At 49.2% G+C, this 13,256-nt stretch carries 12 protein-coding genes and 1 pseudogene; 4 read left to right on the forward strand and 9 right to left on the reverse strand.

Translation table 11 applies throughout. From position 1 onward, the window contains the following. Window positions 1-79: 79 nt before the first annotated feature. From ACTHUR_RS02115 to ACTHUR_RS02135, 5 genes and pseudogenes are all read right to left on the reverse strand, one after another. Window positions 80-718, reverse strand: a pseudogene (locus tag ACTHUR_RS02115) (uroporphyrinogen-III synthase); the annotation flags it as partial. Window positions 719-790: 72 nt separating this feature from the next. Next, window positions 791-1,567 carry a ferredoxin--NADP reductase gene (locus ACTHUR_RS02120; RefSeq protein ID WP_003746329.1) on the reverse strand — a complete coding sequence of 259 codons (777 nt, stop codon included), beginning with the start codon at window positions 1,565-1,567 and terminating at the stop codon, window positions 791-793. A gap of 85 nt (window positions 1,568-1,652) precedes the next feature. Then, complete coding sequence (gene msbA, locus ACTHUR_RS02125) at window positions 1,653-3,419, reverse strand: lipid A export permease/ATP-binding protein MsbA (RefSeq protein ID WP_004519977.1); 1,767 nt, start codon at window positions 3,417-3,419, stop codon at window positions 1,653-1,655. A gap of 228 nt (window positions 3,420-3,647) precedes the next feature. Continuing rightward, window positions 3,648-5,057, reverse strand: coding sequence for a threonine synthase (thrC, locus tag ACTHUR_RS02130; RefSeq protein ID WP_004519976.1), 1,410 nt, complete (start codon window positions 5,055-5,057; stop codon window positions 3,648-3,650). A gap of 86 nt (window positions 5,058-5,143) precedes the next feature. Beyond that, on the reverse strand, window positions 5,144-5,518 hold the full coding sequence (locus tag ACTHUR_RS02135) for a hypothetical protein (protein ID WP_004519975.1): 375 nt from the start codon (window positions 5,516-5,518) through the stop codon (window positions 5,144-5,146). 151 nt (window positions 5,519-5,669) lie between these two features. Here ACTHUR_RS02135 and ACTHUR_RS02140 point away from each other — a divergent pair, with 151 nt between their 5' ends. The 4 genes from ACTHUR_RS02140 to ACTHUR_RS02155 all read left to right on the forward strand — a co-directional run bounded on the left by ACTHUR_RS02140 (window position 5,670) and on the right by ACTHUR_RS02155 (window position 10,451). After that, complete coding sequence (locus ACTHUR_RS02140; protein WP_049336804.1) at window positions 5,670-6,977, forward strand: replication-associated recombination protein A; 1,308 nt, start codon at window positions 5,670-5,672, stop codon at window positions 6,975-6,977. A gap of 143 nt (window positions 6,978-7,120) precedes the next feature. Further along, window positions 7,121-8,422 carry a hemolysin family protein gene (locus ACTHUR_RS02145; protein ID WP_049336803.1) on the forward strand — a complete coding sequence of 434 codons (1,302 nt, stop codon included), beginning with the start codon at window positions 7,121-7,123 and terminating at the stop codon, window positions 8,420-8,422. Window positions 8,423-8,481: 59 nt separating this feature from the next. Then, window positions 8,482-9,285 (forward strand): RNA ligase family protein, encoded by an 804-nt coding sequence (locus ACTHUR_RS02150; RefSeq protein WP_004519970.1) that lies wholly within the window; start codon window positions 8,482-8,484, stop codon window positions 9,283-9,285. Between the two features lie 32 nt (window positions 9,286-9,317). Then, window positions 9,318-10,451 (forward strand): AAA family ATPase, encoded by a 1,134-nt coding sequence (locus tag ACTHUR_RS02155; protein WP_004519969.1) that lies wholly within the window; start codon window positions 9,318-9,320, stop codon window positions 10,449-10,451. Between the two features lie 98 nt (window positions 10,452-10,549). On the opposite strand, the gene ACTHUR_RS02160 is transcribed toward ACTHUR_RS02155, so the two are convergent. The 4 genes from ACTHUR_RS02160 to ACTHUR_RS02175 are packed head-to-tail and all read right to left on the reverse strand — an operon-like array spanning window position 10,550 to window position 13,196. Further along, window positions 10,550-10,855: a hypothetical protein gene (locus ACTHUR_RS02160; RefSeq protein WP_003746349.1), complete on the reverse strand. Its 306-nt coding sequence runs from the start codon at window positions 10,853-10,855 to the stop codon at window positions 10,550-10,552. Between the two features lie 26 nt (window positions 10,856-10,881). After that, window positions 10,882-11,772, reverse strand: coding sequence for an NAD(+) kinase (locus ACTHUR_RS02165; RefSeq protein ID WP_036491160.1), 891 nt, complete (start codon window positions 11,770-11,772; stop codon window positions 10,882-10,884). A 27-nt stretch (window positions 11,773-11,799) separates the two neighbouring features. Next, window positions 11,800-12,372, reverse strand: coding sequence for a ubiquinone biosynthesis accessory factor UbiJ (locus tag ACTHUR_RS02170; protein ID WP_004519967.1), 573 nt, complete (start codon window positions 12,370-12,372; stop codon window positions 11,800-11,802). A 50-nt stretch (window positions 12,373-12,422) separates the two neighbouring features. Continuing rightward, window positions 12,423-13,196, reverse strand: coding sequence for a hypothetical protein (locus ACTHUR_RS02175; RefSeq protein ID WP_004519966.1), 774 nt, complete (start codon window positions 13,194-13,196; stop codon window positions 12,423-12,425). Window positions 13,197-13,256: the final 60 nt, after the last annotated feature.

A 13,256-nucleotide genomic window follows, 5' to 3' on the forward strand; every position in this document is an offset into this window, starting at 1 on the left:
CTTGGCTCCTTTGTGGCATGGATAAAAGTGCAGCGGATAAAGAAGTGACGGTTTCTACATGTTTGGCGCCGACGATGCGAAGCGCATCGGCAATACGCGGATGGTGGGTGAAGTATAGCAAGGATTCGAAGAATCGGGAAAATTGCGGCGGAATCTGATGGAAAAATTCGCGCGCGAGCTCGCCGGATGTGACGTAGGCGGCGGCGATGTCTTCGGTTTTAAAGTTCTGCCAATCGATGGCGTGTGGCCGTCTGAAATAGATTTCGGCGATGTCGATTTGGAAACCCAGTTCGGTCAGTTTATCTGCTAAAAAATCACGGCCTCCATGGCCTCGAATGATTAGAACTCGGGCGTTGGGTGGCAGGTTTTTCCAAATAGGCATTCTCAAGACGGCTTCGCTGTCGTTGCCGTCTTCGGGAGAGAATACGGGATAGGGGGAGAATTGCGCCAAAGTATGTTGGCTGGTTTGGCCGACGGTAATGTGTGCTTTAGGGCCGTCTGAAAAGTTCAGATGCGGCGCTGCGGTTTCAATAGCGGTGGGGCTGACCCAAAACACGACATCGGCTTGCTTAAATTGTTCGGGAAGTTTGTTTAGTGCCGAACGGTCTGCCTCTATTTCGATCGGACTCAATACTTGAGCCTGCCAACCAGCTGCATGGCAGGTTTGGATATCTTGCTGTGGACGGTTGGACGGACGGATGATGAGTAGAGTAGGCATAATGTGGGATAAATTATTAAGGTTTAGGCCGTCTGAAAGAAGGGTTTCAGACGGCCTGCTGCCGGGGATACGTTATTGATCGACGAATGCGCGCTCAATCAGGTAGTCGCCGCGGACACCGGTTTTCGGAGAAACGGTCAGGCCGAATTCGTCCAAGACGTTGCAGGTGTCTTTCAACATAGCAGGGCTGCCGCACAACATGGCGCGGTCGTCTTGCGGATTGATTTTAGGCAGGCCGATGTCTTCGAAGAGTTTGCCGCTGCGCATTAAATCGGTCAGACGGCCATGGTGTACATAGTCTTCGCGTGAAACAATCGGATAGTAAATCAATTTTTCTTTAACCAAGTCGCCCAGGTATTCGTGTTCGGGTAATTCTTTGGTAAAGCGGTCGTAGTATGCCAAGTCTTTTTTGTAGCGTACGCCGTGAACCAAGATGATTTTTTCGAATTGCTCGTAAATTTCAGGGTCTTTGGTAATGCTCAAGAAAGGTGCGATGCCGGTACCGGTGCTCAAGAGGTAGAGGTGTTTGCCCGGATTCAGGTCGCCGGCAACCAATGTACCGGTCGGTTTTTTACTGATGAGGACATCATCACCGACTTTAAGGTGTTGCAGGCGGCTGGTCAATGGGCCGTCTTGTACTTTAATGCTGAAAAATTCCAGATGCTCTTCCCAGTTGGCAGAAGCCACGCTGTATGCGCGCATCAGCGGTTTGCCGTCAACCATCAGGCCGACCATGACGAACTGGCCGTTTTCAAAGCGCAAAGATTCGTCACGGGTGCAGGTGAAAGTGAAGTAAGCGTCGGTCCAGTGGTGTACGGACAAGACTTTCTGGGTGTTGAATGCTGCCATTGATATTTCCTGTCGGATAAGGCCGTCTGAAAAGGATAGGTCGGGGCGGCCAAGGTTAATAAAAAGAATGGAATATGCTGTTCAGCTACTTACTTGCCGGTTTGGCTGATTTTTCGCTGAGGCTGTGCAGGTCGGAATAGCGTCCGCCTGCGTTGATCAATTCATGATGAGTGCCTTGTTCGACTACATTGCCTTCATGCATCACAACGATGTTGTCGGCTTTTTCGATGGTCGAAAGTCGGTGGGCAATCACTAATGTGGTACGGTTTTGCATCAGGTTTTCCAATGCGGTTTGTACCAAACGTTCGGATTCATTATCCAATGCACTGGTGGCTTCGTCCAAAATCAAAATCGGTGCATTTTTCAAAAGCGCACGCGCAATGGCGAGGCGTTGACGTTGGCCGCCAGACAGTTTTAAACCGTTTTCGCCAACTTCAGTGTGCAGGCTTTGCGGCATTTTTTGGATAAATTCCCAAGCATTGGCGGCTTTTGCAGCATTGATAATTTCTTCTTCGCTGAAGTTACCGGCTTGAGCATAGGCAATGTTTTCAGCAATCGTACCATTAAACAGGACAACGTTCTGGCCGACGAAAGCCATGCGGCTGCGTAGGCTTTCGAGTGTATATTCATTGATGTTGATGCCGCTAATCAAAACCTTACCTTCATCCGGATTAAGGAAGCGCGGCAACATATTGGCCAAGGTGGTTTTGCCGCAGCCTGATGCGCCGACCAATGCGGTCACTTTGCCTTGCGGTACAAGCAGGTTGATGTGGTTCAAGCTGTTGCGTTCGGCTTCAGGATAGCGGTGTACAACGTCGCAAAATTCGATATCGCCAGGGTTTGGGCTGAGGATTTGTTTGCCTTCGTTGCTCTCTTCGGGTTGATCCAAAAAGGTGAAGACACTTTCAGCCGCCGCCAAACCGCGTTGAAGGGATTGCATCACGCCGGTCATGCGTTTGATGGGATCAAACATCATGATCATACTGGACAAAAACGACATAAAATCGCCTGCGCTGAAGCCGGAAAGCCCTGCTTGGCGTGCGGCTGCGTAAATAATCGCAGCCAGAGCAACCGAGGCCATTAATTGCGTAATGCCGGTACCGGCAGAGCTGGCGGAAACCTGTTTGAGCAGGTTGCGGCGAACATCATTGGCAATACGGTCGAAGCGGCGGTTTTCATAATCTTGACCGCCGTAGATTTTTACAACGCGTTCACCATTAATGCTTTCGCCCAAGACCTGCATCAGCTGGCCAAGATAAATTTGGTTGTTGGCAGACAGTTTGCGCAGGCGTTTGCTGACTGTTTGGATACATACAGCAACAACCGGCAAGATGATAAAAGTAATCAGGGTCAAACGCCAGTTCAGATAAGTCAGCAAGCCCAATAGGCCGACTACGCTCACGCCGTCTTTAGCAATCACGGTAATGACGTTAAACCCTGCATCGGTAATTTGATTGACGTCGTTCAAGATACGAGACATCAAACGGCCGCCGGTATTGCTGCTGAAATACGAAGTCGGCAGGTGCATCATTTTGTTGAACATTTCACCGCGCAAGCGCTGCACCAAGTGGCTGGACAGATACGTCGTGCAATATTCGTTGATGAAGTTAAACAGGCCGCGAACGAAAAACAGCGCCACAATTGCCAGCGGCAACCATGACATGCTTTTCATGTTTTTATCGACAAAACCTTCATTGATCAAAGGTTTGAGCAAGTAACCGAAAGCCGGCATCGTACCGGCGACAATCAGCATGGCCACTACGGAGACGATAAACATCTTCCAATAGCTTTTCAAATATCCAAGCAAGCGCTTGTATAGCTCCCAGTTGGATGTGGCTTGTGTTGTCTGCATATCAATCCAAATTTAGAGCAAACATGCAATTCTAAACGAAAATATCTGTCATTACAATGTTTGCAATTGAAAGTCAAAAGGAGTTGGTATTGTTTTAACACCTTGATTTTATATTAGGAACGACTGCGGCGTGGTGGGTTTGGCAATAATGTTACCCACTTCTCAAATATCGGTTGCGGCCGTCTGAAACTTTTTCAGACGGCCTGTGCAGTCGTCAAGGACGGCCGGTTAAGCCAGGGCTTCCTTAATGATGTCTTTCACTGCTGTTGCATTATTAGGGACAACACGGACACGTTGCGGCAGGTTTTCCAAGCCTTCCAATGCGGCCGGACGAGGGATGGAAACTTCGCCGACAGCCTCATGGATGGTGGCTTCAAATTTGGCGGCCAGTGCGGTTTCGAGGCAGACGATGGTTTCGCCGGCTTCGCGGACTTCACGCGCTACTTTGACACCATCAGCTGTATGCGGATCAATCAATTCACGGTCTTGCTCGTAAACCTGTTTGATGGTGGCAAGGCGGTTGGCATGGGTCGATTTGCCGGAAACAAAGCCATATTGTTGATGTACTTTGTTTAAGACAAATTCCAAATTGAAACCTTTGCCGGAACCTACTTCCGCCCATAAGGTTTTGATTTCGTCTGCATCGCGGTCCATCAGGTCAAACACAAAACGCTCGAAGTTGGAGGCTTTGGAAATATCCATAGACGGGCTGGAAGTAACGTGGGTGTGTTCGCTGTTGCGCGGGCGGTATGCACCGGTTTTGAAAAATTCGTCCAATACGTCGTTTTCGTTAGTGGCGACAATCAAGCGGTGGATGGGTAGGCCCATTTGACGGGCGATATGACCGGCGCAGACATTACCGAAGTTGCCGCTTGGTACGCAGAAGCTGACTTTTTCGTCATTGCTCGAAGTGGCGTTGAAATAACCGGCAAAGTAGTACACGACTTGGGCGACAATGCGGCCCCAGTTGATGGAGTTGACTGTGCCGATGTGGTATTTGGCTTTGAATTCGGCATCGTTTTGTACGGCTTTGACGATGTCTTGGCAGTCGTCAAACATACCTTCAACGGCGATATTGTGGATGTTGGCATCTTGCAAGCTGAACATTTGCGCGCGTTGGAATGCGCTCATTTTGCCTTCCGGAGACAGCATGAAGACATTGATGCCTTTTTTACCGCGCAGGGCATATTCGGCGGCAGAGCCGGTGTCGCCACTGGTGGCGCCTAAGATATTGAGTTCTTTGCCTTCTTTGTTCAATACATATTCAAACGCATTGCCCAAGAATTGCATGGCCATGTCTTTGAATGCCAAAGTCGGGCCGTTGGAGAGGGCTTGGATTTTGATGCCGTCTGAAAGTGTGCGCACCGGAGTGATGGCTTTGGTACCGAATACTTCTTCGGTGTAGGTACGGTTGATGATGTCGCGTAAATCATCAGCAGGGATGTCGGTAGCAAACAGGCTCATAACTTCAAACGCCAGCTCAGGATAGCTGAGTGTGCGCCATTGGTCTAAAGTAGCACGGTCGATTTGAGGGTATTGCTCAGGCAGCATCAAACCGCCGTCAGGAGCCAAACCCATCAATAAAACTTCGCTGAATTGCTTGCGTGCGGTCGCACCGCGGGTGCTGATGTATTTCATAGTTTCTTCTCTATGTATTTAAAATTCAAATAGAAAGTCAAAACGAATTCAGACGGCCTCGATATTAAAAAAGGCCGTCTGAACGATTATTTGTAGAGTCGTTTGAAGCAGGCGGTAACCGTTTTCGCAGTAACGGACGCAATGGCCTGATCGCGGGTTGCCGGGCTCAAGACTTGCATCATTTCGGTTGCAGTCAATTGGTTTGGTGCTTCTTCGCTGGCGCAGCCGCAGATTTTATTTTCCCATTCGGCTTGTTTTTCCGCACTCATGGCCAAAGCAATGACACGCCATTCGTTACGTTTGTTCAATTCGGTACGGCATTGGCTGTCTACCGCCATTTTCACTACGCTGCTGCCGATACCTGTACCGCTGCCCAAGCCGCCGAAAGATTCGCCGCCGGTAGCGCATGCACCCAATAAGAAAGCTGATGTAACAGCTGCCAAAAGAGTTTTTGAAGTCATGATGTTTCCTGTTAGCAAGGCCGTCTGAAACGCCCGAAGAGTTCTCAAAATAGCATGTATTATACCGTAATGCGGCCCGATATGTGAGTTTGCGAAACTGCCGTATAATGCTAGCGAGTTTTCTTTTTAATCAATCAGCACGAAAGCCGCTATGTCCGACCTTTTCGCCCGCCAACCCGAAGCCCCTTTAGCCGAACGCTTGCGCCCGCATTCTTTAGATGATGTCATCGGGCAGCAGCACTTAATCGGCGAAGGTAAACCTTTGCGCGTGGCGGTGGAAGGCGGGAAGCCGCATTCTATGTTGCTATGGGGGCCGCCGGGTGTAGGCAAAACCACGCTGGCACGGATTTTGGCGCAGAGTTTCAATGCCCAGTTTCTGCCGGTTTCCGCCGTATTTTCCGGCGTGAAAGACATACGCGAGGCAATCGAGAAAGCTGAAATTGCCTTGCAGCAAGGGCGCGCGACAATTTTGTTTGTTGACGAGGTACACCGCTTCAACAAAGCGCAGCAGGACGCATTTTTGCCTTATGTCGAAAGCGGCTTATTAACCTTTATCGGCGCCACCACGGAAAATCCGTCATTTGAAGTCAATCCGGCTTTACTTAGCAGGGCGCAGGTGTATGTCTTGCAATCCTTGTCTTCAGACGACCTGAAGAAGCTGATTACCAAAGTATTGGCTTTGCCTGAATACCAAGATTTCACGATTGAAGCAGATGCGCAAGAATTGCTTGTGAATACCGCCGATGGCGATGCGCGCAGATTGTTGAACTTGATCGAGCAGCTTTTACGCGCTGCTAATACACGTCGTCTGAAAACCCTGACCGCCGAATTTCTTGCCGACAGTTTGGGTGCGCAAATCCGTCGTTTTGATAAGGGTGGCGAGAGTTTCTACAATCAGATTTCCGCGCTGCACAAATCCGTGCGCGGTTCGCATCCTAACGCGGCCTTGTATTGGTTCTGCCGTATGCTCGACGGCGGTACCGACCCGCGCTATCTTGCCCGCCGCATTGTCCGCATGGCATGGGAAGACATCGGCTTGGCCGATCCGCGTGCCTTAACGATTGCCAATGATGCCGCCGCTACTTATGAGCGCTTAGGCTCGCCCGAAGGGGAGCTCGCACTGGCGCAAGCCGTGTTGTATCTCGCCGCCGCCGCGAAATCCAACGCGGGCTACAAGGCATACAACCAAATGCGCCGTTTCGTCAAAGAAAATGCCAGCGACGAAGTGCCTGTCCATCTGCGCAATGCGCCGACCAAACTGATGAAAGAATTGGGTTATGGACGCGAATACCGCTATGCCCATGACGAACCTAATGCCTACGCCGCTGGCGAAAGCTATATGCCCGACGGCTTGGATGAACCCGATTTCTATCAACCTGTCCCTCGTGGATTGGAAATCAAAATTGGCGAAAAGCTGAAATGGTTGAAATCCTTGGATGAAGATGCACTGGATGATTAAAACAATAAATGTACATAATACAAATCTAAGATCAAATTGAATTTTTCAGACGGCCTTTGCTGTTTGAATATTTTTAACCTATACCATACACACACACTTTTTCATGAATATTTTTAACCTATACCATACACACACACTTTTTCATGAATATTTTTGAAGCCTTACTATTATTGTGCCTGCTGATTGTCATTAGCGCGTTTGTATCCTGTTCCGAACTTGCGCTGGCTTCGGCACGCAAAATCAAATTGCAGGTCATGGCGAAAGACGGCGGCGATACGCGTGCGCTTGACGTAATCAATATGCAGCAGCAGCCGGGCAGTTTTATTACCGTTGTCCAAATCGGTTTGAACGCCGTCGCCATTCTTGCCGGTATTGTCGGCGAGGCAGCAATACGTCCGTATTTTGGCAAACTATTGGAGAACGCAGGTAGTTGGGGCAGCACAGTTGCCTCTTTGCTGACATTCTCGCTGGTTACAGGCAGCTTTATTTTAATTGCCGACCTGATGCCCAAGCGTATGGCAATGACCCATCCCGAAGCGGTGGCGGTACGCATTGTGCGTCCGATGATGTTTTTGATTTTTATCTTAAAGCCGTTTATTTTGATTTTTGACGGATTGGCAAACGCAATATTCAAGCTCTTCAAAATTTCCACCGTCCGTCAGGAACAACTGACTTCGGAAGACATTTACGCCGTCGTCGATGCCGGTGCGCAGGCTGGTGTGTTGAAAGAACAAGAACACTATCTGATTGAAAACATTTTCGATATGCAAGAGCGCAAGGTAACTTCCACCATGAGCACGCGCGAATACATTGTCTATTTTGATAAAAACGACAACAGCGATACCGTGTTGGAAATGATGTCGGACAAACCGCACAACAAATTCCTTGTGTGCGACGGCGATTTGGAACGCGTTATCGGCTATATCGAATCGCATACGTTGCTGACCTTATTTTTAAGAGAAAAAGATGTCCGGCTGACCGACAAGCGCGTGTTGCGTAAAGCCTTGTTTATCCCCGATACGCTGTCGCTTTACGATGTCTTGGAAACCTTCAAGACTTCTGGCGAAGACTTTGCCGTCGTAGTGAACGAATACGCGCTGGTGGTTGGCGTGGTAACGCTGAAAGATGTGATGAGCATTGTGATGGGCGAGCTGGTCAATACCGAAGAAGAGCCGCAAATCATCCGCCGTACCGAAGACACATGGTTGGTGGACGGCGCGACCCCGCTCGCCGATGTCATGCGTGCGTTGGATATCGAAGAGTTTCCCGATTCGGAAAACTACGAAACCATCGCCGGCTTTATGATGTATTCCCTGCGCAAAATCCCGAAACGTACAGATTTTCTGGTTTATGCCGGTTATAAGTTTGAAATTATCGATACTGAAAATTTGAAAATCGACCAGCTTTTGGTTTCCAAACAAGGAAATATGGTGGGAAAAATGTAACGGGTTGCTGGGAACACTTGAAAAGAAAATTAAAAAATGAATAAAAAGGAAAAAATATTATGACGACAACTGAACCTCAAAAATACGCCCGCAGCCTGCACGCGCCCATCAGCCTCGGCACGACTTCAGACGACCGCTTTATGCCGCGCGGCTTTCTTTCATATTTTGCCTCGCTGCCGAAATTGGTTTTAACCGAAAAATTAGATGGGCAAAACAACTGCTTTGCCGCGCACGGCCTCTATGCCCGTAGTCATGCTGCACCTACCCAGCATCCGTGGGATAAACCTTTGCTGCAACGATGGCAGCAAATCAAAGATGATTTGGGCGATCTCGAACTTTTTGGCGAGAATATGTACGGCATTCATTCGATTGCCTATTCTCAACTGGAAAGCTATTTTTATCTATTCGCCGTCCGCCGTGGCGGACATTGGCTTTCATGGGAAGAGGTTAAATTTTATGCGCAGCTGTTTGATTTTCCGACTGTGCCAGAAATCCCAATTGTCCAGCCGCTTGCAGATTCCACTCAAAAATACGCCAATGAAGATATTGCTTTAGCGCAATGGCTTGCCGCTAATTTGGGAGAGCCGTGGACAGACAGCGTACAAACTGCCGGTAAGCTTGGCGGCTACGATCCGAAAACAGGAGCGGCATGCAGTGAAGGTTTCGTTATCCGGAACGCCGCTGATTTTGCCACCAACAACGGCAACCTGCCTGTTCAATTCAATGAATTTGATAATCTTTTCAAATTGGTGCGAGCCAAACACGTTAAAACCGACGTTCATTGGACGAAAACTTGGAAGCCTGCCCGTCTTATCGATTACGACAAATATCATTGGCAAAGCTGGCAGTTTCAGACGGCCTGAAGTCCAATTATCCAATAATAAGAAAGACAATTATGTGGACATTCCCAGATTACATACCCGGTCAACTTCCTGATTGGCAAGCCTTAGAACGTCGTTTCAGCTGGTTTGCCGATATGAAGGATGTTCTGCAAGACCCTGAGTGGCATGCTGAAGGCGATGTATTTACGCATACCAAAATGGTGTGCGAAGCCCTTTTACAACTGCCCGAGTTTCAAGCGCTTGATGAACAGGAGCAACATATTCTGTTTGCTGCCGCCATACTGCATGATGTGGAAAAACGCAGTACGACCAAGCGTGAAATAGAAAACGGTAAAGAGCGTATCGTTTCGCCGCATCACGCAAAAAAAGGCGAGCATACTGCCCGTACTTTACTGTATACCGAATTTGCCGCTCCATTTGCCGTAAGAGAAGCAATCGCCAAACTTGTGCGCTTGCACGGATTGCCTTTATGGGCAATTAACAAGCCTAATCCTGATCGAGCTGTCATAGCGGCCAGTTTGCAGGTTAACACTGCACATCTTGCCATGCTGGCTAAAGCCGATGTCCTGGGTCGTATATGTTGCGACCAACAGGATATTTTGCTGCGCGTTGATTTGTTTCGTGAACTCTGTGAAGAAAATGCTTGTTGGGGTAAGGCACGTACGTTCGCCAGCGATTACGGACGCTATCTCTATCTTAACGGCCGTAGCGAAATGCCGGATTATCAGCCATTTGATGATCAGACCTTTGAGGTGTACGCCATGTGCGCCATAGCAGGTAGCGGCAAAGACAGCTACATCAGGCAACATCTTGCCCATTTACCTATGCTGTCGCTCGATGAGATTCGCCGTGAGCGTAAACTCAATCCCGCAGATTCCAAACATACCGCCGAAGCAGTGCGTTTGGGTAAAGAGCAGGCAAAAGAATACCTGCGAGCCCGTACGTCATTTGTCTTCAATGCGACCAATCTCAACCGCGACTTGCGCAGTAAATGGCTGCCGATGTTTGCCGATTACGGCGCACGTGTGCATCTCATTTATTTGGAAGTGCCTTACACGCAATTACTATCGCAAAACCGTAACCGCGAACATTCTGTTCCGAATGATGTGTTGCACCGCATGATAGAAAAGCTGGAAATCCCTGATTACAGTGAAGCGCATACGGTAGATTTTGTGGTCTCTTCTTAAAAAGTAAAGGGTTTTTGTAAGTAGGCCGTCTGAAACAATCTAATGTTTCAGACGGCCTTTTTATGAAATTAAAATTACTAGAGCTAAGGGGAAGGTCTTTATTCGCAATTTAAGCCTTTTGTTTTTTCAGCGAATGTATCCATGGCAATTTGGCACATGCGTTCACGTTGGCCTACGTCGGCAGCAGGCAGGATTTGGCGCAGGTATTTTGTGTTGTCACGTTGGAACGATGCTTTATCGCCTGCTTTTTGGTAACACGCATCCGCACGGGTAAAGTATTGCTGGCAGATTTTCGGCAATTCTTCAAAGGACAAGGGTTTGCTTTTGTGCATGCCGTGTGCGGAGACGGAGAGGGAGGAAAGGGCGCACAGCGCGATGATTAAGGTTTGGGAAATGGTTTTCATGGTAAGCCTATTTATTGAAGTGGTGTTTAAATCAATTGTTCGCCCCAATGCAGCTTTTGGCGCAGGGTTTTGAAGTATTGGTAATCGGTGGGATGGAGGACGCGCAAGGGATTGTGATAGCGGCGAATGATGATGCGGTCGAAGTTTTGCACGTCGATATGGGATTGTCCGTCAAAATGTGCGCGTGCGTCGCCGCTTTTGGTAATGAGGATTTCGATTACGCTGGTGTCGGAGATGGCAATCGGGCGGTTGGTCATGGATTGCGGACAGATAGGCACAAGCGTGAAGGCGTGCAGACCGGCTTGCATGATGGGGCCGCCGGCGGCAAGTGCATAAGCGGTCGAACCTGTCGGCGTGGAAATAATCAGGCCGTCCGAACGTTGGGTATAGACAAATTCTTGATTGATAAATACTTCAAATTCAATCATTTGGCCTGCACCGCCACGAGACAGTACGGTGTCGTTGAGGGCTAGGGCGCGTTCGATGGTTTCGCCGTCACGAATGATACTGGCTTCAATGAGGATGCGCTCTTCGGGCAGATATTTGCCTTCCAGTACGGGGCGGATACCCTCAACCATGGTGTCGCGTGAGATTTGGGTGAGAAAGCCTAAGTGGCCTTGATTGATGCCGATGATAGGAACGGCGCGCGGAGCAACTTCGCGGGCAGCGGAGAGGAAGGTACCGTCGCCGCCGAGCACAATGACGAGGTCGCAATATTTGCCCAGTTGGGCTTTGTTTACGGTTTCGCAGTAGGCGGAATCTTGGATATAGACGCAGTGTTCTTCTACGCTCAATTCATCCAGATAGATGGTGAAGCCGTTTTCGCGCAGAAAAGAAACCAATGTGTGGACGGTATCTTGAATTTCGGGCGTATTGGGACGTGTAACGATACCGATGTTTTTAAATGGGCTTTTCATGATAGTAGGCCGTCTGAAATTAAGTGTCTAATCTATCCAGATATCGCGCTCGAGGCGATCGAGGCGTTCGTTTAGGCGGGCAACGTCGTCACGCAGTTTGTCCACTTCTTCCAACCATGCGGCAAGCGTGGCTTGGTCGATAACAGGGGATTCGGGTTCGCGTGAAAAGTCGCTGATTTGCTCGGCAATGCTTTTGCCGATTTTTTTCATGGTGCGGCCGATGTCGCCGGCGCGCGAGCTGATACTTTCTGCGGCCACATGACCGAATACACGCGCCAAATCTTCGCTCGGATAATAGCGCAGTCCACCCAAAATAGGAAGGACGGACATGCCCAAGACCAAGTCGCCTTCGAGGCTGATGTCGCCCACGCCGGGCTGGCCGCCTTGGAGGATTTTTTGGATGGCGCTGTTGTGGAATGTGATGTTGGTGTCGGCGGTTTCATTTGCGGTTTCAAGAAAACCTTGTTCGCTGATGCGTCCGGTCAGTCTGAAACCGGTCAGGCTGATGCAGATGATGCTGCCTGCAAATTCAGACAGCTCGCGCTGTTGCTCTGGATTTTGCTGTATCAGGTGGTTGATAAGGGGAAATAGGGCGGACATGGTTTACTCTAAATGCCGTCTGAAACGGATTAATGGGTTGAGTCGCAATTTTACAGGCTTAGCCCGTCTGCGCAAACGGTATTTACAATTTTGCCGTTGCTTTTGTCATCAACGATGAAATCAGGAGCCGGTAGCCCGAGTTTGGCCGCTTCGGCAGTATAAAATTCGGCCCGGCTTGGGTGGCGGGGTTCGACAATATTGCGGATACGCTTGCCGTCAGCTTGGCAGGCCGTTTGAAAAAGGACTTGGACGGCAAGATCCTTATGAAGAATATTGACGGGTTGATTGCCGCCTTGAATGCGTGTTTTCTGAACCAGCTTGGTAACGGGATGACGGTCGGCAGAGTAAAGCCCGCCCAGTCGCAGTATATCGATATGGGGGACGGCGCTTTCAAGCAGGGCTTGCTCGACTACGAGGATTTGACGGGCAGATTCGGTTTGCGGATCGGGCGGCGTGCTTTCATCGCATATGCGTGCTTGGTCGCCATACACGCTGGTGCTGCTGGTAAAGATGATGTGTTGTACCTTAGATTGCTCGGCAAGTTGAATCCATTTTTTTAAGGTATCGGCGTAATGGTTTAATGATGAAGGCGGAAGCAGGCAAAACCATGTCGGCTTGTTGATATGGTTTTGCCATAAGGTCGAACTGTGAAAAATATCGTTTTGGTTTAAATCGATAATGTCGAGTTCAATTGGCAGATTGATGTCGTCGGAGGTCAGGTTGCGTTTGACGGCGGCTACCTGACTGCCTTGCTCATAAAATTTTTGTGCCAGCGGCAGGCCGAGATAGCCTAAGCCGAGAATGGAAATATCGGGAAGGTGCATAAATAAAGCATCCGAAAATTAACAGGCCGTCTGAAAATAGCTTTAACTTGGTTAAAGCCA

Source organism: Neisseria sp. P0021.S007 (assembly GCF_051956855.1).

Excerpts from the sequence above, each read along its gene's own strand:
- ACTHUR_RS02165 (WP_036491160.1), bottom strand. The coding sequence starts at position 11,772 with ATGAAAAGCCCATTTAAAAACATCGGTATCGTTACACGTCCCAATACG.
- ACTHUR_RS02145 (WP_049336803.1), top strand. The coding sequence starts at position 7,121 with ATGAATATTTTTGAAGCCTTACTATTATTGTGCCTGCTGATTGTCATT.
- ACTHUR_RS02150 (WP_004519970.1), top strand. The coding sequence starts at position 8,482 with ATGACGACAACTGAACCTCAAAAATACGCCCGCAGCCTGCACGCGCCC.
- thrC (WP_004519976.1), bottom strand. The coding sequence starts at position 5,057 with ATGAAATACATCAGCACCCGCGGTGCGACCGCACGCAAGCAATTCAGC.
- ACTHUR_RS02170 (WP_004519967.1), bottom strand. The coding sequence starts at position 12,372 with ATGTCCGCCCTATTTCCCCTTATCAACCACCTGATACAGCAAAATCCA.
- ACTHUR_RS02155 (WP_004519969.1), top strand. The coding sequence starts at position 9,318 with ATGTGGACATTCCCAGATTACATACCCGGTCAACTTCCTGATTGGCAA.
- ACTHUR_RS02175 (WP_004519966.1), bottom strand. The coding sequence starts at position 13,196 with ATGCACCTTCCCGATATTTCCATTCTCGGCTTAGGCTATCTCGGCCTG.
- ACTHUR_RS02140 (WP_049336804.1), top strand. The coding sequence starts at position 5,670 with ATGTCCGACCTTTTCGCCCGCCAACCCGAAGCCCCTTTAGCCGAACGC.
- msbA (WP_004519977.1), bottom strand. The coding sequence starts at position 3,419 with ATGCAGACAACACAAGCCACATCCAACTGGGAGCTATACAAGCGCTTG.
- ACTHUR_RS02135 (WP_004519975.1), bottom strand. The coding sequence starts at position 5,518 with ATGACTTCAAAAACTCTTTTGGCAGCTGTTACATCAGCTTTCTTATTG.
- ACTHUR_RS02160 (WP_003746349.1), bottom strand. The coding sequence starts at position 10,855 with ATGAAAACCATTTCCCAAACCTTAATCATCGCGCTGTGCGCCCTTTCC.
- ACTHUR_RS02120 (WP_003746329.1), bottom strand. The coding sequence starts at position 1,567 with ATGGCAGCATTCAACACCCAGAAAGTCTTGTCCGTACACCACTGGACC.